The organism is Xanthomonas sp. CFBP 8152 (assembly GCF_014199025.1).
GTDB lineage: Bacteria > Pseudomonadota > Gammaproteobacteria > Xanthomonadales > Xanthomonadaceae > Xanthomonas > Xanthomonas arboricola_B.
Genome location: NZ_JACHNO010000002.1, coordinates 812146 through 831304, shown reverse-complemented (window position 1 = coordinate 831304; position 19159 = coordinate 812146). Strand labels below are relative to the sequence as shown.

At 65.3% G+C, this 19159-nt stretch carries 22 protein-coding genes and 2 tRNA genes; 17 read left to right on the top strand and 7 right to left on the bottom strand.

Annotated elements, in window-relative coordinates:
• Positions 1–213 precede the first annotated feature (213 nt).
• Both FHT09_RS11215 and FHT09_RS11210 read right to left on the bottom strand, forming a co-directional pair.
• On the bottom strand, positions 214–720 hold the full coding sequence (locus tag FHT09_RS11215) for a hypothetical protein (RefSeq protein ID WP_104606288.1): 507 nt from the start codon (positions 718–720) through the stop codon (positions 214–216).
• Between the two features lie 327 nt (positions 721–1047).
• Positions 1048–1974, bottom strand: a complete 927-nt coding sequence (locus FHT09_RS11210; protein WP_181141327.1) for a phosphoribosylaminoimidazolesuccinocarboxamide synthase — start codon at positions 1972–1974, stop codon at positions 1048–1050.
• A 207-nt stretch (positions 1975–2181) separates the two neighbouring features.
• Between FHT09_RS11210 and FHT09_RS11205 the strand changes: the two genes are divergently transcribed.
• Positions 2182–2511 carry a DnaJ domain-containing protein gene (locus FHT09_RS11205; protein WP_047126203.1) on the top strand — a complete coding sequence of 110 codons (330 nt, stop codon included), beginning with the start codon at positions 2182–2184 and terminating at the stop codon, positions 2509–2511.
• Between the two features lie 125 nt (positions 2512–2636).
• Here the strand turns inward: FHT09_RS11205 and FHT09_RS11200 are convergent, their stop codons facing one another.
• Positions 2637–3476 carry an outer membrane beta-barrel protein gene (locus tag FHT09_RS11200; protein ID WP_047126202.1) on the bottom strand — a complete coding sequence of 280 codons (840 nt, stop codon included), beginning with the start codon at positions 3474–3476 and terminating at the stop codon, positions 2637–2639.
• A gap of 122 nt (positions 3477–3598) precedes the next feature.
• Between FHT09_RS11200 and rpe the strand changes: the two genes are divergently transcribed.
• From rpe to FHT09_RS11145, 11 genes are all read left to right on the top strand, one after another.
• Entirely contained in the window at positions 3599–4270 is a 672-nt protein-coding gene (gene rpe / locus FHT09_RS11195) for a ribulose-phosphate 3-epimerase (RefSeq protein ID WP_047126702.1), read from the top strand.
• On the top strand, positions 4267–4758 hold the full coding sequence (locus FHT09_RS11190) for a GNAT family N-acetyltransferase (RefSeq protein WP_047126201.1): 492 nt from the start codon (positions 4267–4269) through the stop codon (positions 4756–4758). The genes rpe and FHT09_RS11190 overlap by 4 nt, the downstream gene beginning before the upstream one ends.
• Positions 4759–4991: 233 nt before the next feature.
• Positions 4992–5921 (top strand): lipid kinase YegS, encoded by a 930-nt coding sequence (gene yegS / locus FHT09_RS11185; protein ID WP_047126200.1) that lies wholly within the window; start codon positions 4992–4994, stop codon positions 5919–5921.
• A gap of 256 nt (positions 5922–6177) precedes the next feature.
• Positions 6178–7653: an anthranilate synthase component I gene (trpE, locus tag FHT09_RS11180; RefSeq protein ID WP_104538715.1), complete on the top strand. Its 1476-nt coding sequence runs from the start codon at positions 6178–6180 to the stop codon at positions 7651–7653.
• On the top strand, positions 7653–8720 hold the full coding sequence (locus tag FHT09_RS11175) for an aminotransferase class I/II-fold pyridoxal phosphate-dependent enzyme (protein WP_104606286.1): 1068 nt from the start codon (positions 7653–7655) through the stop codon (positions 8718–8720). Before trpE ends, FHT09_RS11175 begins: the two co-directional genes overlap by 1 nt.
• Before the next feature lie 27 nt (positions 8721–8747).
• The gene (locus FHT09_RS11170) at positions 8748–9536 is read left to right on the top strand and encodes an SIMPL domain-containing protein (RefSeq protein ID WP_104606285.1); all 789 of its coding nucleotides are present in this window, start codon (positions 8748–8750) and stop codon (positions 9534–9536) included.
• Between the two features lie 10 nt (positions 9537–9546).
• Positions 9547–10125: an aminodeoxychorismate/anthranilate synthase component II gene (locus FHT09_RS11165; protein ID WP_104538713.1), complete on the top strand. Its 579-nt coding sequence runs from the start codon at positions 9547–9549 to the stop codon at positions 10123–10125.
• A gap of 175 nt (positions 10126–10300) precedes the next feature.
• On the top strand, positions 10301–10933 hold the full coding sequence (locus tag FHT09_RS11160) for a flavin reductase family protein (RefSeq protein ID WP_104538712.1): 633 nt from the start codon (positions 10301–10303) through the stop codon (positions 10931–10933).
• Positions 10934–11049: 116 nt separating this feature from the next.
• Positions 11050–12087, top strand: a complete 1038-nt coding sequence (gene trpD, locus FHT09_RS11155) for an anthranilate phosphoribosyltransferase (RefSeq protein ID WP_104606284.1) — start codon at positions 11050–11052, stop codon at positions 12085–12087.
• A 133-nt stretch (positions 12088–12220) separates the two neighbouring features.
• Complete coding sequence (trpC, locus tag FHT09_RS11150; RefSeq protein WP_047126189.1) at positions 12221–13018, top strand: indole-3-glycerol phosphate synthase TrpC; 798 nt, start codon at positions 12221–12223, stop codon at positions 13016–13018.
• A complete protein-coding gene (locus FHT09_RS11145; protein ID WP_104606283.1) occupies positions 13011–13727 on the top strand; it encodes a haloacid dehalogenase-like hydrolase in 717 nt (238 codons plus the stop codon). The genes trpC and FHT09_RS11145 overlap by 8 nt, the downstream gene beginning before the upstream one ends.
• Before the next feature lie 232 nt (positions 13728–13959).
• Here FHT09_RS11145 and crp read toward each other — a convergent pair whose 3' ends face one another.
• Entirely contained in the window at positions 13960–14652 is a 693-nt protein-coding gene (crp, locus tag FHT09_RS11140) for a cAMP-activated global transcriptional regulator CRP (protein ID WP_024938194.1), read from the bottom strand.
• A gap of 137 nt (positions 14653–14789) precedes the next feature.
• Here crp and speD point away from each other — a divergent pair, with 137 nt between their 5' ends.
• Together speD and FHT09_RS11130 are read left to right on the top strand one after the other, a co-directional pair.
• Entirely contained in the window at positions 14790–15584 is a 795-nt protein-coding gene (speD, locus tag FHT09_RS11135) for an adenosylmethionine decarboxylase (protein WP_005990692.1), read from the top strand.
• A gap of 164 nt (positions 15585–15748) precedes the next feature.
• Complete coding sequence (locus tag FHT09_RS11130) at positions 15749–16063, top strand: multidrug efflux SMR transporter (protein ID WP_003483069.1); 315 nt, start codon at positions 15749–15751, stop codon at positions 16061–16063.
• Between the two features lie 229 nt (positions 16064–16292).
• Here FHT09_RS11130 and coq7 read toward each other — a convergent pair whose 3' ends face one another.
• Positions 16293–16946 carry a 2-polyprenyl-3-methyl-6-methoxy-1,4-benzoquinone monooxygenase gene (gene coq7, locus FHT09_RS11125; RefSeq protein ID WP_104538711.1) on the bottom strand — a complete coding sequence of 218 codons (654 nt, stop codon included), beginning with the start codon at positions 16944–16946 and terminating at the stop codon, positions 16293–16295.
• A 181-nt stretch (positions 16947–17127) separates the two neighbouring features.
• On the opposite strand from coq7, the gene rplM reads away from it, so the two are divergent.
• Together rplM and rpsI are read left to right on the top strand one after the other, a co-directional pair.
• Positions 17128–17556 (top strand): 50S ribosomal protein L13, encoded by a 429-nt coding sequence (gene rplM, locus FHT09_RS11120; protein ID WP_003483082.1) that lies wholly within the window; start codon positions 17128–17130, stop codon positions 17554–17556.
• Between the two features lie 2 nt (positions 17557–17558).
• Complete coding sequence (rpsI, locus tag FHT09_RS11115) at positions 17559–17951, top strand: 30S ribosomal protein S9 (RefSeq protein ID WP_016902423.1); 393 nt, start codon at positions 17559–17561, stop codon at positions 17949–17951.
• Between the two features lie 206 nt (positions 17952–18157).
• Here rpsI and FHT09_RS11110 read toward each other — a convergent pair.
• Positions 18158–18231, bottom strand: a tRNA-Gln gene (locus tag FHT09_RS11110).
• A 52-nt stretch (positions 18232–18283) separates the two neighbouring features.
• Positions 18284–18360, bottom strand: a tRNA-Met gene (locus FHT09_RS11105).
• A 118-nt stretch (positions 18361–18478) separates the two neighbouring features.
• Between FHT09_RS11105 and FHT09_RS11100 the strand changes: the two genes are divergently transcribed.
• On the top strand, positions 18479–19096 hold the full coding sequence (locus tag FHT09_RS11100; protein ID WP_104538710.1) for an RNA pyrophosphohydrolase: 618 nt from the start codon (positions 18479–18481) through the stop codon (positions 19094–19096).
• Positions 19097–19159: the final 63 nt, after the last annotated feature.

Below are 19159 nucleotides of genomic sequence, written 5' to 3'. Positions count from 1 at the left end.
CGGGGATGGGGTAGTGGCAGGTGGCGTACCGGGCGCGCTGGTGGTGGCAGCTGCGGGCCCTGGCTTGTCACCGCATGCGGCAAGCACCAGGCTCAGGCCGAGCGCAGGTAGGACAGAGATGAAGCGTCGCATCAGGTCGCCTCTTTGACGGTTTTAAGGGGTAGGTGAGGGTATCAAGCCGGCAGAAACTGCTTCCAGCGCTCACAGACGTTTTTACAAAGACTGATCGTCCACCTTGACCAGCATCCAGCAAGGGCGCTGGGCGAAGTGGTACACCTGCTGATCGCCGGTGTCCGGTGTGCGGACCAGTACTTGGCGGCCATCGGCTTCTTCGGAAATCGTCACCTCGCGGCCGCCGTTGCGGGCTGCCTCCAGGTTGGGGATGACGGGCCATTCGACCTTGGCCAGCGGCACCGTGCGGGTTACCGGGGCGGGCTCGGGCTGTGCGTCCGGGTCGAGCTGGATCATCGTCAGTGGATCGGCCGTGGCCTTTTCCTGTACCGCAATGTCTGCACTGAAGCTTTTCAGAAACGCAGAGAAGTCGGCAGTGGGGCAGGTTGATGCCTGAGCAGGCGTTGCCGAAGCGGTGGCAGGTGCCGAGGCCGGGGGTGCGGCCGTTGCAGCAGGCATCGCAGTGACGGCTGGCTCTGCTGGCGGTTTGCAGGCAACCAGCGAAAGGCTCAGTGCGAGGGCGTGCAGGGACGTTCGGAAAAGGGCCAAGGGATCCTCCTGATCATGGCGGGCAACTGGAGTGCGGGCGGGATGCTATACGCGCGCCGCTTGCAGCTATGTGAAGGCTTGCGGGGTCCAGGATCGCCCAAACTGGCCGGCATGTGACAGGTGGACGCCCTTGCCGCAAAAGCAACCCGTGCAGCAATGCGTTGCCGAACGCGGGCAATCTGCGGAACGCCAAATAACAAGAGAGCCATTGCGACTTCCTTGGGCAACAGACCGCGTCGGGTGTGTCTTTCAGCGCTCGATAAAGAGCGCTGCCCGCCATCGTTGCTTTAATACAGCCTCAAAGCCCCGGGAGCGGGGCCTTGGAGATCAATCGACCGAAATACCCGCCAACCGCTGCAATGCTTCGGCATATTTTGCGCGAGTGCGTTCGATCACTTCTGCCGGCAGGCTGGGGCCGGGTGCGGTCTTGCCCCAGTCCAGGGTTTCCAGATAGTCGCGGACGAATTGCTTGTCGTAGCTGGGCGGGCTGGTGCCGAGTTCGTACTGGTCGGCCGGCCAGTAACGCGACGAGTCCGGGGTCAGCATCTCGTCCATGATGTACAGGCGGCCATCGGCATCGGTGCCGAATTCGAACTTGGTGTCGGCCAGCAGAATGCCGCGCTCGGCGGCAAAGTCGGCGGCGAAACGGTAGATGCGCAAGGTGGCATCGCGGACGCGTTCGGCAAGCTCGGCGCCGACGGTCATGACCATCGCATCGAAGTCGATGTTCTCGTCATGGTCGCCGACCGCGGCCTTGGTCGACGGGGTAAAGATCGGCTCGGGCAGTTTTTCGGCCTGGCGAAGGCCGTCGGGAAGTTCGATGCCGCTGATCTTGCCGGTGCGCTGATAATCCTTCCAGCCGCTGCCGATCAGGTAGCCGCGTGCGATCGCTTCCACCGGCACCGGCTTGAGCTTGCGCGTGACCATGGCGCGCTTTGCATACAGCGCCGGGACCACGCCTTCGGGCAACACCTGCTCCACGGTGATGTCGACCAGGTGGTTGGGCATCAGGTGTTCGGTCTTGTGGAACCAGAAGTTGGAGACCTGGCACAGCATCTCGCCCTTGCCGGGGATCGGGTCGGGCAGCACGACGTCGAACGCGGAGAGGCGGTCTGTCGCCACCATCAACAGATAATCGCCCGGGGGCGCATCGGCGGGCAGGCGCTCGCGGGGAATGTCGAAGACATCGCGGACCTTGCCACGGTGACGCAACGGCAGGCCGGGCAGATCGGATTGCAACAGCGTGGTCGACACAGGCACTCCTAAGGACGTCGCAATGACGCTGTCCCCGGGACCCGGCGGGCCCGCGGGTGGGCAGCGGGCCGCGTAGTGTACGGCGCTTCGGCGTGCGCCGCTGTATTTATTGGGCCCGGCCTGGGCGGCCGCGTGCAGGCCGCGTCAGCCAGGCCGGGCGGGCGTTCGGGTAAGATCGCCAGCCCCGCCTCCTGCCCCCGATCGCCCATGTCCTGGTACGGAAAATTGCTCGGCGCCCTGGCCGGCGCCCTGCTGTTCCGCGGCGCGCCGGTGGTCGGATTGATGATCGGCCTGGCGATCGGGCATGCGGTGGATGCCGGCTGGTTCAAGCGCCGCGCCGAGAACCCGTACGAAGCGCTGGGACTGGAGCCGGACGCCACCACTGCCGAGATCGATCTGGCCTACCGCCGGCTGATGTCGCGCTACCACCCCGACAAGGTGGCCAACGCCGAGCCGGAAGCACGCCGCCAGGCGGAGAGGAAGGCCAGCCAGATCAATGCGGCCTACGATCGGATCCAGCGCCTGCGCAAACGCTGATCCAGCCCTGCGCCCAGATCTCGGCGCCAGGCGATATGGCGGCCTGCACCAGGATCTGCATTGGCGCCACCAATAAAAACGCCCGACCCGTTGCAGGTCAGGCGTGGTCACGCAGGCGCCAGGACTCAGAAGCGATAGGTCGCCGTCAGGCGCACCGCATTCGACGACAAGTCGGTATCGCTGCGGCGCAGATCGGTGCCGGCCGGATTGACGCGCAGGAACGGACTGGTCGCCGGCGCGGTGCCCGGCCCGACCCGCACGCGGGTGTCTTCGTCCTGCAGGCGGGTGAACAGGTACTCCACACCGACCGAGACGTTGTCGCTCAAGCGGCGCTGCAGGCCCAGGCCGGCCTGGTAACCGTCGGCGCTATCGCCGCCGCTGCTGGTGAAGCTGTTGGCGGTGTTGCTGCTGGAGAAACTGTGGTCGAACTCGCCGCGTGCCACGCCGGCGGTGAAATAGGCCAGAACGTCGCCCTGCGCGCCGAAGGCATAGCCGATACGGCCGCGCAGTGCGGCGGTGCGGTTGAGCTGGCGGGTGAAGGTGTAGAACGCCGGGGTGGTGCTGAAGGCGCTGACGCTGTCGCGCAGATCGTTGCGGGTGTACTCGGCGACCACGCCGTAGACCCAGTTGCCGGCCTGCCAGTCGTAGCCCAGCCGCGCACCGTATTCGGCGCCGCCCTTGTCCTTGCTGCAGCCGCTGGCCGGGGTGCGCCCGGCCGCCGCGCCGCCGCAGAACCCGGGCGAGAATGCATCGGCACCGGTCGGGGTGCTGACCTGGTCGCCGTCGCGGCCGTCCAGGTTGGTGTCGAAGCCGAAGCGGCCGCCGGACACGCCACTGACGTCGGCACCGCCGACAGTGGCGCCGATCGAGAAACCCGACCAGTCGGCCGGGCCGGTCTGTGCCCAGGCGGACGGGGCGAGGGCCATCAAAACAAGCGCAGCGGAGGCGAGCGCGGTGGTCTTCATGCGGTGTCCTTGGCGAAAGGGCGCGGTGCGCCGGTCAGGTGCATACGCAGGCTGGACCGTTGCGGATGCACTGGCTGTGCGCGCCTGCGACAATGCGTTCCCCGTTCTTTGACGAGCTGCCCATGCAACCGACGGCGATTGCCCCGTCCATCCTGTCCGCCGATTTCGCCCGTCTGGGCGAGGAAGTGAACAACGTCCTGAAGGCCGGCGCCGACTGGGTGCACTTCGACGTGATGGACAACCATTACGTGCCCAACCTCACCATCGGCCCGATGGTGTGCCAGGCGCTGCGCAAGCACGGCATCACCGCGCCGATCGACGTGCACCTGATGGTCGAGCCGGTGGACCGCATCGTGCCGGACTTCGCCGAGGCCGGTGCCACCATCATCAGCTTCCATCCCGAAGCCAGCCGCCATGTGCACCGCACGATCCAGCTGATCAAGTCGCACGGCTGCCAGGCCGGCCTGGTGCTCAACCCGGCCACCCCGGTGGATATCCTGGATTGGGTGCTGCCCGAGCTGGACCTGGTGCTGGTGATGTCGGTCAATCCCGGCTTCGGCGGGCAGGCCTTCATTCCCTCGGCGCTGGAGAAAGTGCGTGCCATCCGCAACAGGATCGATGCCCTGGGCAAGCCGATCCGGCTGGAGATCGATGGCGGGGTCAAGGCCGACAACATCGGCGCGATCGCTGCCGCCGGTGCCGACACCTTCGTCGCCGGCTCGGCCATCTTCAATGCGCCCGACTATGCGCAGGTGATCGCGCAGATGCATGCGGCGGTGGATGCGGTGCGATGAGCGAGCCCGCGCTGCAGATCCGCGCCGCCACGCCCGACGATGTGGCGCTGCTGCACGAGCTGATTACCGCACTGGCGGTGTACGAGCGCGAGCCCGATGCGGTCAAGGCCAGCCCGGCGGACTTGCGCGTCAGCCTGTTCGGCGACGGCGCCACCGCGCATGCGCTGATCTGCGAGCAAAACGGCCAGGCGCTGGGATTTGCGGTGTATTTCTTCAATTACTCGACTTGGCTCGGCCGCAATGGCCTGTATCTGGAAGACCTGTTCGTGCGTCCGCAGGCGCGCGGGCAGGGGGCCGGCCTGGCGTTGTTGCGGCATCTGGCCCGGTTGGCCGTGCAGCGTGGCTGCGGGCGTTTCGAATGGTCGGTACTGGACTGGAACCAGCCGGCCATCGCGTTCTATCAGGCAGCCGGTGCGCAGCCGATGGACGGCTGGACGGTCTACCGGCTCGACGGCGAGCGCCTGGCTGCCTTCGCCGCTGGCGCCTGAGCGCGGCCTGCCGCGCAGCCGTTGCACGCAAGAAGAAGGCCGCTCCCACGGGAGCGGCCTTCAGGAAAATTGGAGGCTGATCCTGCCTCCGCCCGTCGTCCCTGCTATGGCCTTCCACTCTCCGGGTCATCGATGACATGCCGATGACAGCCCTGCGACGTCGCGTATTCACGATGCACGCAGCAGGCCGCTGCTAGCCTGCGTCCACCACCCTCACAGCATTGGCAGCGTGCATGGCCGCGTCCCACTGGCGTCTGATCCTCAACGGCAAGTCCACCGACAATCCGGACCTGCGTGAGGCGGTGGGAACGCTGCGCACGCGTGGCATACGGCTCGACGTTCGGGTCACGTGGGAAGACGGCGATGCCGAGCGCTATGTCGGCGAAGCGGTTGCCGACGGCGTGCACACCGTGATCGCGGCCGGGGGCGACGGCACCTTGAGCGAAGTGGCCGCCGCGCTGGCGCATCACACGGCCGATGCCGCTACGCTGCCATCGCTGGGCCTGGTGCCGTTGGGCACCGCCAACGACTTCGCCACCGCTGCCAATCTGCCGATCGAGCCGCTCGGCGCGTTGACCCTGATCGCCGAGCGCGCCGCCGAACCGATCGACCTGCTGCGCATCGACGCCGAGCACGGCCCGCACTGGTGCGCCAACGTCGCCAGCGGCGGGTTCGGTACCCAGGTCACCGTCGAAACCGACGAGGGCCTGAAGAAGATGCTGGGCGGCCTGGCGTATCTGATCACCGGCATGTCGCGCCTGGGCCGGATCGACCCGATCAGCGCCCGCTTCAGCGGCCCGGATTTCAGTTGGGAAGGCGAGTTCATCGCACTTGGCCTTGGCAACGGACGTCAGGCCGGCGGCGGCCAGGCGCTGTGTCCGGAGGCCTTGATCGATGATGGGCTGCTCGACGTCACCATCGTGCCCGCGCTCAATGGCGAGGTGGCCGCCACTCTCGGCACACTGGTCACCGGGGGCAAACAAGCCGCGCTGGAACGTGTGGCCGTGCGCGCGCGGCTGCCGTGGCTGGAAATCGTCTCGCATCAGCCGCTGACCTTGAACCTGGATGGCGAGCCGGAAACCTCGCTGCATTTCCGTACCGAATGCGTGCCGGCGCGGTTGCGGATGCATTTGCCGCTGGAGTGCCCGTTGCGGAGCGCTTGAGGGCGGGGAATCGGGAATCGGGATTGGGGAATCGGTAGAGCGTGGGCTGGCTGTACGGCGGCCAGGCTGGCCAGCCGGCTTCGCAATTTGCTTGGCTTTCGCCTTGCGCCTGCTGCCCTGGCGCGGCAGTTGCGCTACAGTAGCCGTGTGTCCCGCCTGACGACTCCACGCTCCTTCTCTTCCGCTCGCCGCTGGTGGCGATGGTGGCCCGTTGCCGTCGTCCGCCCCGCCACAGAGTCCCGGAAGGAAAGTCGTCTTGATCACTGCAGAGCAGTTCCAGCGCCAGGCCGCTGAAGGTCACACCCGTATCCCCGTCGTCCGCGAAGTGCTGTCCGACCTGGACACGCCGCTGTCGGTCTATCTGAAGCTCGCCGACGGCGCCTACACCTATCTGTTCGAATCGGTCGAAGGCGGCGAACGCTTCGGGCGCTATTCCATCATCGGCCTGCCGGCGCGGCGCGTGTACAGCTTCCGCGGGCATACGCTGGAAATCAGCGAGCATGGTGACGTGCTGGAAACCCGCGAGGTCGCCGACCCGCTGGCCGAAGTGGACGCCTTGCGCGCCGAGCATTCGGTGCCGCAGCTCGACGGCCTGCCCGGTTTCACCGGCGGGCTGGTCGGCTGGTTCGGTTTCGAGTGCATCCAGTACATCGAACCGCGCCTGGGTAGTGGCGACAAACCCGACGAGCTGGGCACCCCGGACATCCTGCTGATGCTGTCCGAAGAGCTGGCGGTGTTCGACAACCTCAAGGACCGCCTGTACCTGATCGTGCACGCCGACCCGCGCCAGCCGCAGGCCTATGTGCGCGCCAACCGGCGTCTGGACGAACTGGCGCACCGCCTGCGTCAGGGCGGTGCCGGGTATCCGCAGGCGCAGATTTCCGATGCGATCGACGAGTCGGACTTCCACTCTTCGTTCACCCGCGAGGAATATCACGCGGTGGTGCGCAAGGCGCAGGAATACGTGCGCGCCGGCGACATCTTCCAGGTGGTGCCGTCGCAGCGGTTGCGCGTGCCGTTCCGTGCGCGTCCGGTGGATGTGTATCGCGCCCTGCGCGCGCTCAATCCCTCGCCGTACATGTATTTTCTCGACGTCGGTGGCACCCAGGTGGTCGGCTCCTCGCCGGAAATCCTGGCGCGCCTGCGCGATGGCGTGGTCACCGTGCGGCCGATCGCCGGCACCCGTCCGCGCGGTGCCACGCCCGAACAGGACAAGGCGCTGGAAGCCGAGCTGCTGGCCGATCCGAAAGAGCGCGCCGAGCACGTGATGCTGATCGATCTCGGTCGTAACGATGTCGGCCGCGTTGCCGAACCGGGCACGGTCAAGGTCGGCGAGCAGTTCGTGATCGAACGCTATAGCCACGTGATGCACATCGTCAGCGAGGTCACCGGCACGCTCAAGGCCGGCCTGAACTACAGCGACGTGCTGCGTGCGACGTTTCCGGCCGGCACCGTCAGCGGCGCGCCGAAGATCCGCGCGTTGGAGATCATCCGCGAGCTGGAGCCGGTCAAGCGCAACGTCTATTCCGGCGCGGTCGGCTACATCGGCTGGCACGGCGATGCCGATACCGCCATCGCGATCCGCACTGCCGTGATCCAGGACGGTTATCTGTACGTGCAAGCCGGCGGCGGCGTGGTCTATGACTCCGACCCGGATCTGGAATGGCAGGAGACCATGAACAAGGGCCGCGCGCTGTTCCGTGCGGTTGCGCAGGCGGCCAAGGGGCTGTGATGGTCGGGCAGGGCAGCGCTGCGCGCATCAGCTTCCGCAACGACTACAGCGAGGGCGCGCATCCGCGCCTGCTGCAGGCGCTGGCGCAGGCCAGCGCCGAGCAGAACGCCGGCTACGGCACCGATCGCCACACCGCGCGTGCGGTTGCGTTGATCCGCAGCGCAGTCGCGCAGGCGCAGGCCGATGTGCATCTGCTGGTCGGCGGCACCCAGGTCAACCTGACCGCGATCGCGGCGTTCCTGCGCCCGCATCAGGCGGTGATCGCGGTGGAGGCAGGGCACATCGCCACGCACGAAACCGGCGCCATCGAAGCGACCGGCCACAAGGTGCTGACAGTGCCCGCGCCGCACGACAAGCTGACGCCGGCGCTGATCCAGCCAGTGCTGGATGTGCACGCCAACGAGCACATGGTGCAACCGCGCCTGGTCTACATCTCCAACAGCACCGAGAGCGGCACCATCTACAGCCGTGCCGAACTTGATGCGCTGTCGCGTTTCTGCCACGCGCGCGACCTGCTGCTGTATCTGGATGGCGCACGCCTGGGCGCCGCGCTGACCGCCGATGGCAACGATCTGGATCTGCCCGCCATTGCCGCGCTGACCGATGCGTTCTATATCGGCGGCACCAAGAATGGCGCCTTGCTCGGCGAAGCGCTGGTCATCGTTAATCCCGACTTGCAGGCCGACTTCCGCTATCTGATCAAGCAACGCGGTGCGCTGCTGGCCAAGGGCATGCTGTTGGGGGTGCAGTTTGCCACCTTGTTCGAAGATGGCCTGTTCTTCGAGCTGGCTGCGCATGCCAACGCGATGGCGCAGCGACTGCGCGCAGGATTGCTGGCCGCTGGCGCGCAGTTCACCAGCGACTCGCCGACCAACCAGCAGTTCATCGCCGTCAGTGCGCAGCAGGCCGCGCAACTGGCGTATTGCTACGACTTCGAGCGCTGGGAAGTGCGCGCCGATGGCAGTCATGTGATCCGCTTCGTGACCTCGTGGGCGACCACGGCCGCGTCGGTCGACCGGCTCTGTGCGGACGTCGCAATGCGCGCTCACGCCGATGCACGTGCATAACCACGTCTCCCATCAAGGAAGGACCCAATGAAGCGAATTGCCGGTTGGATTCTCGCAAGCCTGTTGATGCTGCCGCCCGCCGCGACAGCGCAGATCAACAGCCTGCCGTCGCAGCCGCATTTGCTGGTGAAAGGCCAGGCATTCCGCACTGTCGACCCGGACCGCTTCATCATCGATCTCAAGGTCAGCAACACCGACCTGCAGCCTGACCTGGCGCGCAAATTCGTCGAGGAACGCGCCCGATCGGTGTTGGATGGCCTGCGACGCAACCACGTGCTGATGGATTCGCTCTATGCCTCGTCGCTATCGATCTCTCCGCAGTCGCGCTACGAAAATGGCAAGTCGGTATTCCAGGGAACCCGCGTGGAGCGCAAGATCCGCGGTACCTTCTCGTCCCTGAAGGACGTGCGTGCCTTTCTGGGTGGGCTGGACGCCAACGAGAATGTCCAGGTGTTGTCCATGCAGAGCGCCTACGCCGATGCCGCTGCGTTGCGTGCAGACCTCAAGCGCGAAGCCGCCACGCAGTCGCGCGAATCGGCTCAGGGACTCGCCGCGGCGTATGGTGTGGGGCTTGGCGGGATCTACAGCATCTCCGATGTGGCGCCCAGTTTTGCCTATGGCGTCGAGGCCGGCACCTGGTCTGCGCCTGCAGCGCCAACGCCCAGCTCCGTGGTTTCGCCGCCCTCGCCACCGGCACCCCCACCGCCGCCGCCACCTGGTGCAGATGGCAAGGTGCAAGGCCTCGGCGAAAGCCTGCTGACCGGCACCATCACCTATACCGAAAACATCTATGCGGTCTTCCTGATCGCGCAATGAGTCCCCTGCCATGCTGCTGATGCTCGACAACTACGACAGCTTCACCTACAACCTCGTGCAGTACCTGCAGGCCCTGGGTGCCGAGGTCACGGTGGTGCGCAACGACGCGATGAGCGTCGATCAGGTCGCCGCACTCAGGCCCGAGCGCATCGTGATCTCGCCTGGCCCGTGCACCCCGAACGAGGCCGGTATCTCGCTGCAGCTGATCGAGCAGCTGGGCCCGACCACGCCGATCCTGGGCGTGTGTCTGGGGCATCAAAGCATCGGGCAGGTCTACGGCGGCGATGTGATTCGCGCCGGCAACATCATGCATGGCAAGACCTCGCCGATCCGCCACCAGGGCAAGGGCGTGTTCGCCGGCCTGCCGGACAGCTACGAGGCCACCCGCTACCACTCGTTGGTAGTGGACAAGACCACCTTGCCCGAGGCGCTGGAAGTCACTGCCTGGACCGAGAATCCGGATGGCTCGATCGAAGAGATCATGGGCCTGCGCCATCGCCAGTTTCCGGTCGAAGGCGTGCAGTTCCATCCCGAATCGATCCTGACCCAGCACGGTCAAGCCTTGCTGAAAAACTTCCTGCAGCGTTGATCGAAATGCGCACCGCGCACGTCGCCAGTGTCGCTGCAACCTTCGTCAGTCTCGATGCAGTCGTCAGCACCATCGCTGCACCGGCGGCCCACGCGCGCAGTACCCGCAGTCACCCGCGCGTCGCCGTGCGGCGGGTTTCCCACCTCGCTTCGTTCATGCCTGCACCCGGATCACGATGAGCACCGCCAGCGACAGCTTCCACTTCTACGAACCAGGCCAGGGCCACGGTCTGCCACACGATCCGTTCAACGCCATCGTCGGTCCGCGGCCGATCGGCTGGATCGGCTCGCGCAGCGCCGAGGGCGTCGCCAATCTGGCGCCTTACAGCTTCTTCAATGCGTTCAACTACGTGCCGCCGATCGTCGGCTTCGCCAGCATCGGCCGCAAGGACAGCTTGCGCAATATCGAAGCCACCGGCGAGTTCACCTGGAACCTGGCCACGCGCCCATTGGCCGAGGCGATGAATGCCAGTGCGGCGATGGTGCCGGCGGAGGTCGACGAGTTCGCATTGGCCGGCTTGCAGATGGCGCCGTCGCGGCTGATCGGTGCCCCGCGTGTGGCGGCCAGCCCGGTCAGTTTCGAATGCCGGCTCAGCCAGCTGTTGCCGCTGCAGAGCGCAGGCGGGCAGGCCATCGAAACCTGGCTGGTCCTGGGCGAAGTGGTCGGCGTGCATCTGGCGCACGCGGCGCTGCAGGACGGTATCTACGATCCCGCAGCCGTGCAGACGATTCTGCGCGCGGGCGGTGCCGCCGATTATTTCGAGGTGCAGGCGCAGGCGCGCTTCCGCATGCGGCGTCCGGGCCAGTGAGCGCCGCGCGCCGCATCGCTGCATGGCATTGCCGCCGTTTGCGCCTGCATCGCCAGGATTGATCGATCAACCTCGCTCCCGCACATCCTTCTCACGTTTTGTCACGGTCCTCGTCCATGCCCATCACCCCGCAAGAAGCCCTGCAACGCACCATCGAACACCGCGAAATCTTCCACGACGAAATGGTCGAGTTGATGCGTCAGATCATGCGTGGCGAGGTCTCCGACATGATGGTCGCCGCCATCCTCACCGGGTTGCGGGTCAAGAAGGAAACCATCGGCGAGATCGCCGGCGCAGCCACGGTGATGCGCGAGTTCTCGCGTCGCGTGGAAGTGGGTGATCGCCGGCACATGGTCGATATCGTCGGCACCGGCGGCGACGGCTCGCATACCTTCAACATCTCCACCTGCGCGATGTTCGTGGCCGCCGCCGGCGGTGCCAAGGTCGCCAAGCACGGCAACCGCAGCGTGTCTTCCAAGTCCGGCAGTGCCGATGCGCTGGAGGCGCTGGGCGCGGCGATCGAGTTGCAGCCCGAGCAGGTCGCCGCCGCGCTGGCGCAGACCGGTATCGGCTTCATGTATGCGCCGGTGCATCACCCGGCCATGAAGGTGGTGGCGCCGGTGCGTCGCGAAATGGGCGTGCGCACCATCTTCAACATCCTCGGCCCGCTGACCAACCCGGCCGGCTCGCCGAACATCCTGATGGGCGTGTTCCATCCGGATCTGGTCGGCATCCAGGCGCGCGTGCTGCAGGAACTCGGCGCCGAGCGCGCGCTGGTGGTGTGGGGGCGCGATGGCATGGACGAACTCTCGCTGGGCGCCGGCACCCTGGTCGGCGAGCTGCGCGATGGCCAGGTGCGCGAGTACGAAGTGCATCCGGAGGATTTCGGCATCGCCATGTCGGCCAGCCGCAACCTCAAGGTGGCCGATGCCGCGCAGTCGCGCACGATGCTGCTGCAGGTGCTGGACAATGTACCCGGCCCGGCGCTGGACATCGTCGCCCTCAATGCCGGTGCGGCCCTTTACGTGGCAGGGGTGTCCGACAGCATCGCCGACGGCGTCGTGCGTGCGATTGCGGTCCTGGCCGATGGGTCGGCGCGTGCAAGATTGGACGCCTACGTCGCCTTCACCCGACAGGCCGCCCTGCAGTCCTGATCGCTGTCCACCGCCATGCGCCGGCAAGCACGCGTCGGCATCCCACAATACCGCTGGCATGCTGATCGCTGGCGCGTGGCGGTCAGTTGCGGCCGTCTTGACCGATAATGCCCGCCCGCCAGGACCCGATACGATGAGCGACATCCTCAACACCATCCTCGCCCGCAAGGCCGAAGAAATCGCCGAGCGCAGTGCGCGCGTGCCGCTGGCCGAGCTGATTGCGCGCAGCGCCGACCTGCCGCTCACGCGCGGTTTTGCCGCCGCCATGCAGGCCAGCATCGCCGCCGGCGAGCCGGCAGTGATCGCCGAAGTAAAGAAGGCCAGCCCGTCCAAGGGCGTGATCCGCCCCGACTTCCACCCGGCCGACATCGCGGTCAGCTATGAGTTCGGCGGCGCCAGTTGCCTGTCGGTGCTGACCGATGTGGACTTCTTCCATGGCGCCGATGCCTATCTGCGCCAGGCGCGCGAGGCCTGCACGCTGCCGGTGCTGCGCAAGGACTTCACCGTCGACCCCTACCAGGTCTACGAAGCGCGCGTGCTCGGCGCCGATTGCATCCTGCTGATCGTCTCGGCACTGGACGATGCGCAGCTGGCCGAGCTCTCCGGCCTGGCCATGGAACTGGGCCTGGACGTCCTGGTGGAAGTGCACGACATCGACGAGCTCGAGCGCGCGGTGCAGGTACCGGTGCCGCTTGTGGGCATCAACAACCGCAACCTGCGCACCTTCGAGGTGTCGCTGCAGACCACCCTGGACATGCGCGCCGCCGTGCCGCGCGACCGCATCCTGGTCACCGAAAGCGGCATCGTCACTCCGGCCGATGTGCAATTGATGCGCGGCCACGGTGTGAACGCGTTTCTGGTCGGCGAGACCTTCATGCGCGCGCCCGAACCCGGCGAGGCGCTGCGTCAGCTATTCTTCGCGCATGACTGAGGCGTATCCCATTCCGCGCGACGACGCACCGCTGGTGGTCTTCGATTTCGACCACACGCTGTATGACGGCGACTCCGGCAGCCATCTGTTCGCCTGGTTGATCAAGCGCAACCCGTTGCGTCTGCTGGTGGCGCTGTTGGCGTCACCGATCCTCGGCCCGATGGTGGCGATGCTGCCGACCCGCCGCCGCGGCGTGTCCGGTTATGTGTGGATCGCGACCTTCGGTCTGCACCGCACGCGCGAGTTCAACCGCTTCATCGATGCATACGTGCTCAAGCATGAAGCGCAGATCCGGCAGCGCTTGTTGCCGCACGCCTTGAAGGTGTTCACCGATCACCGCGCTGCCGGCGACCGTGTGGTGGTGGCCACCGGCGCGCCGCCGGAACTGGCACGCGCGATTCTCGGCTTTGTCGCGCATCAGGACGTGCCGGTGATCGGCAGCCTGGTCGGCCCTCGCCTGGGTGCTGTCACTGCGCGACGGCACTGCCACAACGAAGAGAAGATGCGCATGCTGCGCGAGCGCGGCTATGCCGACATCGCCGTTGCCTATTCGGACAGCACTGCGGATCTGCCGTTGCTGAAGGCGGCGCGTGCGCCGGTGGTGGTCAATCCGAAGGTCAATCGCGAAGCGCTGTTCCGGCAAGTGTTGCCTGCGGGCACGCCGATCCTCAACTGGGGATGTCGCGATCGCGGTGGCAAGGCGCTGTAGCGCTTGGCGCCGGTAGCGGCGCGCTTCGTGCGCAGCTCCAGCCAGGCACGGCTGCAACAAGCTGCGTGATTCCCGTTAGCTCCGATGCCTGGCGGCAGCAATGGATGCCGGGCCGTCGACATGCCCGGCAGTCGGTGGCCGAGCGTGCCGGACTGCATCAGCCCGCATGCCGTGCGACATGCGGTTCAACCTGCGGCTGGTGCAGTGCTGCACCAGCCGCGACCGCCACCGCTTAGCGGGTCCCGTAGAGCACGACGGTTTTGCCGCGTGCATGCAGCAGGCCGTCGGCCTGCAGCTTCTTGAGTACGCGCCCGGCCATTTCGCGCGAGCAGCCCACCAGCCGTGCCAATTCCTGCCGCGACACGCGCAGCTGGGTGCCCTGCGGGTGACTCATCGCTTCCGGCTCCTTGGACAGATCGTGCAGGGTGCGCACGATGCGGTCGGTCACGTCCAGGAACGCCAGGCGGCTGGCTTTCCTTGTGGTGTCGAGCAACCGCTTGGACAGCTGAACGCCAATCGCGTACAGGATGCGGGGCGCATCCGGCGACAGACTGGTCTGGAACAGCTGCTGCAGCCGCTCGTAGCTGATCTCGGCCAGCTCGCATTGGGTGCGGGTGCGCAAGATCACCTCGCGGGTATCGGATTCGATGAACAACCCCATCTCGCCGACGAACTCGCCGCTACCGAAGTAGCCCAGCACCAACTCACGATCGTCATCTTCCTCGGCAATGATGCTCACCGAGCCGCTGATCACGTAGTAGAGGGTGCCAGCCGGGTCTCCTGGCCGGAACACATCGGTCCGGGTCGGATAGCGCCTGCGATGGCTGTGCGCCAGAAAACGCTCGATCGTGCCCGCGTCCAGCGCCAGAGAAGGGGTAGCGTTACGTACCGTCGTAGTGACAACCGTCGTGTTTCCTGGGCTCATGGCAGTTCCGCGTGTAGTTCTTGAAGCTTAACGGCATGAGTCATGCAAGGTAAACCATTCTTAACATCGGCATTTCGTTGCTGGGATCTTTGGCTCATAATTGTTTCCTTTCCCGCCTTCCATAAGGACAGACCGACGTGGTCAAGCCGTTGCCTCGCCTGAGGCTACAGGGGTTCAACAACCTCACCAAGGCGTTGAGCTTCAACATCTACGACGTCTGTTACGCGCGTACCGAAGAGGAGCGTCAGCGCTACATCGAATACATCGATGAGCAGTACGACGCCGATCGTCTGACGCAGATCCTGACCGATGTTGCCGAGATCATTGGCGCCAACATCCTCAATATCGCACGTCAGGACTACGATCCGCAGGGCGCGTCGGTCACGATCCTGATCTCGGAAGAGCCCGTCATCGACAAGAAGCAGGCCGGCAAGGAGCTGATCTCCGATGCCGTGGTCGCTCATATGGACAAGAGCCACATCACTGTCCATACATATCCCGAGACGCATCCGCAGGAAGGCATCGCCACGTTCCGCGCCGACATCGACGTCGCCACCTGCGGTGTGATCTCGCCGTTGAAGGCGCTGAACTACCTGATCGAGAGTCTGGAGTCGGACATCGTGATCATGGATTACCGCGTCCGTGGCTTCACCCGCGATGTGAAGGGCAAGAAGCATTACATCGACCACAAGATCAACTCGATCCAGCACTTCCTCGCCAAGAACGTGAAGTCGCGCTACGAGATGTTCGATGTGAACGTCTACCAGGAAAACATCTTCCACACCAAGATGCACCTGAAGGACTTCGACCTGGACCAGTACCTGTTCGAGGAGCGCGCCAAGAACCTCTCGTTCAAGGAGCGCATGAAGATCGAAACGCTGCTCAAGCGCGAGATCGAAGAACTGTTCCACGGGCGTAACCTGAGCGAATAAGCGCAGCGAGCGAGCTGTTGTGCGACCTGCCTGCAGGCGCGCGAAGAATCAAGGCGGGACGGCCCGCCACGCGATGACCTCGCGTTCCACAGCCGACGGCGGCCCAGTGTGCAGACACTGGGCCGCTTTTTTTTTGTGCGTTTTTCAAGTTGAGGAGTGATGCGATGCCCTGGATCTATCTGCTGCTGGCCGGCCTGTTCGAAATCGGCTTTGCCATGGGCCTGAAGTACAGCGACGGCTTCACCCGCCTGTGGCCGACCGTGCTGACGATCGGTCTGGCGGGTATCAGCCTGTGGTTTCTGACGCAGGCGCTGAAGACGATTCCGGTAGGCACCGGTTATGCGATCTGGACCGGGATCGGTGCGCTGGGCGTGACAATCGCCGGCATCGCCCTGTTCGGCGACAGCGCGTCGTGGTCGCGTCTGGCCTGCATCGGCCTGATCGTGGCCGGGGTGATCGGATTGAAGTTGGTTGGGTAGTGGTTGTCAGGCCCGCGTGTGGTCAGTCCCATTGCGTGGGCCTGACCCCCAAGATTTGCTACGCAAATCTTGGGCCCCACTTCGTAGCATCCTATCCCCGCGCGCTTGGCGCGCCCCCTTAACAAAGGGGGCTCTGCTCCAGTTGAGTGTTGCGAGGTGTGGGGCTTGGTTTGCTAAGGCGCCGCCAGCCGCCAGCCGCCAGCCAATCCCCAATCCCCAATCCCACCGGCTACAGCCGGTACGCCACCGCTTTCATCAGCCTGGAGGCCAGGGCCATGGCGCCGGGTATCGGGGGCGGGAGGATGCGCGCGCCGGCCTGTTCGGCCTGATCGGCGTGGCGCGCCTCGTCGATCTTCATCACGCGCAGGATCGCGCGGCTGCGCTGGTCGACCTCCGGCAGGGTTTCCAGGTGTTCGTCCAGATGGGCTTCTACCTGGCGCTCGGTCTCGACCACGAAGCCCAGGCTCCAGTCGTCGCCGCGCAACCCGGCCAGGGCGCCGAGGGCGTAGCTGCCGGCGTACCAGAGCAGGTTGAACAGGCTGGGGCGGCTATCCAGCTCGTGCAGGCGGTCCGCGCACCAGGCCAGATGGTCGGTTTCCTCCTGCGCGGCCTCCAGCAGATGGTGCTGGGTGTGGGCGTCGCGGGCGACGGCGGCCTGGCCGAAGTACAGGCCTTGTGCGCAGACCTCGCCGACGTGGTTGATCCGCATCAACCCGGCAGCGTGGCGACGTTGGTCCGGTTCCAGCGCGACGTCGGGAGTGTCGGCGGCCGGATTGGGCCGCTCGGCGGGCGGATTGCCGAATACCGTGTCCAGCGCGCGCTGGGCTTCGACCAGCAGCCGGTCGAGCGGGCTATGCAGTCGGAAAGAGGAGATCTGGGTCATGTGCCGATTCTGGCCCCGGACCGAGCCGCTGCCAACCGCCAGAGCGCCGGCCGGCCGGCGACTTGCGTGGCCTTGTGCCGTCCCGTACAATCCCGCCTCTTCTGTTTCGCCTTCACAACGCGTGGCAAAGTTCCAGCGGTCATTGCCGCTGCAATCCGCCCGACCACTCAAGAGTTTTCTCATGACTACGTTCACCGCCAAGTCCGAGACCGTCCAGCGCGACTGGTATCTCGTTGACGCCGCCGGCAAGACGCTCGGCCGTCTGTCCACCGAACTGGCTCGCCGTCTGCGCGGCAAGCACAAGCCGGTTTATACCCCGCACGTCGATACCGGCGATTACCTCGTGGTGATCAATGCCGAAAAGATCGTGGTCACGGGCAACAAGCTGAAAGACAAGAAGTATCACCGCTTCACCGGCTACATCGGTAACCTGAAGACCGAGAGCCTGGAGCAGGCGCTGCAGCGCCATCCGGAGCGCGTGATCGAAATCGCCGTCAAGGGCATGCTGCCGAAGGGCCCCCTGGGCCGCACCATGTACCGCAAGCTCAAGGTCTATTCGGGTGCCGAGCATCCGCACGCCGCCCAGCAGCCGCAAGTTCTGGATATCTAATCATGGCTATCACGCAAAACTACGGCACTGGCCGCCGCAAGTCCTCCACCGCTCGCGTGTTCCTGCGCAAGGGTACCGGCAACATCACCGTCAACGACCGTCCGCTGGACGAGTTCTTTGGCCGTGAGACTGCGCGCATGATCGTGCGTCAGCCGCTGGAACTCACCAAGAACACCGAAAGCTTCGACATCCTGGTCACCGCCTCCGGCGGCGGCACCACCGGTCAGGCCGGTGCGATCCGTCTGGGCATCGCCCGTGCGCTGGTCGAGTACGACGAAACCCTGAAGTCCGAGCTGCGCAAGGCTGGCTTCATGACCCGTGACGCCCGCGAAGTCGAGCGTAAGAAGGTCGGTCTGCACAAGGCCCGTCGCGCGACCCAGTTCTCCAAGCGCTGATCCATCGCGTTTGCTGCGTTCCGGTTCGCCGGGGCGCCTGCTTCAAAAGCCCGGCCATGCCGGGCTTTTGTCGTTTTTAGGGTCGGTGCATCGGGAGCCTGCAAGCGGCGGTCTGCGACGTGCTGTGTGGCGAGGGCTACGCGAATCCCAATGGGCGTGATCGGGCAACAAAAAAGGCCCGATCGTCAGATCGGACCTTTTGTGTATGGCTGCCCCGGATGGATTCGAACCACCGATGCCTGAGTCAGAGTCAGGTGCCTTACCGCTTGGCGACGGGGCAATAAAACGTATTGGGCCAAGATTATTGCATGCCTGCACGCGCATGAACACCTTGGTGGCTATGGGTGGACTCGAACCACCGACCCCAGCATTATGAGTGCTGTGCTCTAACCGGCTGAGCTACATAGCCTAGGGAGCCGATAATTCTTACCAAGCGCCCGCGTGTTGTCAAGCATTTCGTTTTCAGCTTGTGAGCCGGCCGTCGCCGTGGCAGAGTCGGTGACAGTAGATTTTCAGGAGTCCGCATCGTGATCGATCCGGACGGTTTCCGGCCAAACGTCGGCATCGTGCTGATGCGAGAGGATGGTCAGGTGTTCTGGGCACGACGTGTGCGCAGGGACGGCTGGCAGTTCCCGCAAGGTGGCATGAATACCGATGAGACACCCGTAGAAGCCATGTACCGCGAGTTGCGCGAAGAAACCGGGTTGTTGCCCGAGCATGTCGAATTGCTCGGTGCCACTCCCGGATGGCTGCGCTATCGCCTGCCCAGCCGGGCTGTACGGCGCAACGAGCGTCAGGTCTGCATTGGCCAGAAGCAAGTGTGGTTCCTGCTGCAGTTCACCGGCCACGAATCCCATCTCAAGCTCGACCACACCGACACGCCGGAGTTCGATCATTGGCGCTGGGTGGATTTCTGGTATCCGGTCGAGCATGTGGTGATGTTCAAGCGCGGGGTCTATGCGCGCGCGCTGCGTCATCTGGCTCCACTGGCACAGACCATCGCTGGCTCGGCGGCGGTCGGGGTGATGCCCGAGCGTGCGCTGGAGGCCTGGTTGCCGGGCAGCAGTGCGGCCGGGCACGACAGCCCACGCAAGCGTCCACGCAAGCGGGGCGGGGCTCGTGTGGTGCGGATTAATAATGATTAACGTTTGGAATTGACACCTATTCTCGTTTGCGGTGCAATCAGTGCCGGTCCTTTCCGGATCGTC

Excerpts from the sequence above, each read along its gene's own strand:
- yegS (WP_047126200.1), top strand. The coding sequence starts at position 4,992 with ATGGCCGCGTCCCACTGGCGTCTGATCCTCAACGGCAAGTCCACCGAC.
- FHT09_RS11170 (WP_104606285.1), top strand. The coding sequence starts at position 8,748 with ATGAAGCGAATTGCCGGTTGGATTCTCGCAAGCCTGTTGATGCTGCCG.
- FHT09_RS11205 (WP_047126203.1), top strand. The coding sequence starts at position 2,182 with ATGTCCTGGTACGGAAAATTGCTCGGCGCCCTGGCCGGCGCCCTGCTG.
- trpD (WP_104606284.1), top strand. The coding sequence starts at position 11,050 with ATGCCCATCACCCCGCAAGAAGCCCTGCAACGCACCATCGAACACCGC.
- FHT09_RS11200 (WP_047126202.1), bottom strand. The coding sequence starts at position 3,476 with ATGAAGACCACCGCGCTCGCCTCCGCTGCGCTTGTTTTGATGGCCCTC.
- FHT09_RS11145 (WP_104606283.1), top strand. The coding sequence starts at position 13,011 with ATGACTGAGGCGTATCCCATTCCGCGCGACGACGCACCGCTGGTGGTC.
- FHT09_RS11160 (WP_104538712.1), top strand. The coding sequence starts at position 10,301 with ATGAGCACCGCCAGCGACAGCTTCCACTTCTACGAACCAGGCCAGGGC.
- rplM (WP_003483082.1), top strand. The coding sequence starts at position 17,128 with ATGACTACGTTCACCGCCAAGTCCGAGACCGTCCAGCGCGACTGGTAT.
- FHT09_RS11190 (WP_047126201.1), top strand. The coding sequence starts at position 4,267 with ATGAGCGAGCCCGCGCTGCAGATCCGCGCCGCCACGCCCGACGATGTG.
- crp (WP_024938194.1), bottom strand. The coding sequence starts at position 14,652 with ATGAGCCCAGGAAACACGACGGTTGTCACTACGACGGTACGTAACGCT.
- rpe (WP_047126702.1), top strand. The coding sequence starts at position 3,599 with ATGCAACCGACGGCGATTGCCCCGTCCATCCTGTCCGCCGATTTCGCC.
- trpC (WP_047126189.1), top strand. The coding sequence starts at position 12,221 with ATGAGCGACATCCTCAACACCATCCTCGCCCGCAAGGCCGAAGAAATC.
- FHT09_RS11130 (WP_003483069.1), top strand. The coding sequence starts at position 15,749 with ATGCCCTGGATCTATCTGCTGCTGGCCGGCCTGTTCGAAATCGGCTTT.
- FHT09_RS11175 (WP_104606286.1), top strand. The coding sequence starts at position 7,653 with ATGGTCGGGCAGGGCAGCGCTGCGCGCATCAGCTTCCGCAACGACTAC.
- coq7 (WP_104538711.1), bottom strand. The coding sequence starts at position 16,946 with ATGACCCAGATCTCCTCTTTCCGACTGCATAGCCCGCTCGACCGGCTG.
- rpsI (WP_016902423.1), top strand. The coding sequence starts at position 17,559 with ATGGCTATCACGCAAAACTACGGCACTGGCCGCCGCAAGTCCTCCACC.
- FHT09_RS11165 (WP_104538713.1), top strand. The coding sequence starts at position 9,547 with ATGCTGCTGATGCTCGACAACTACGACAGCTTCACCTACAACCTCGTG.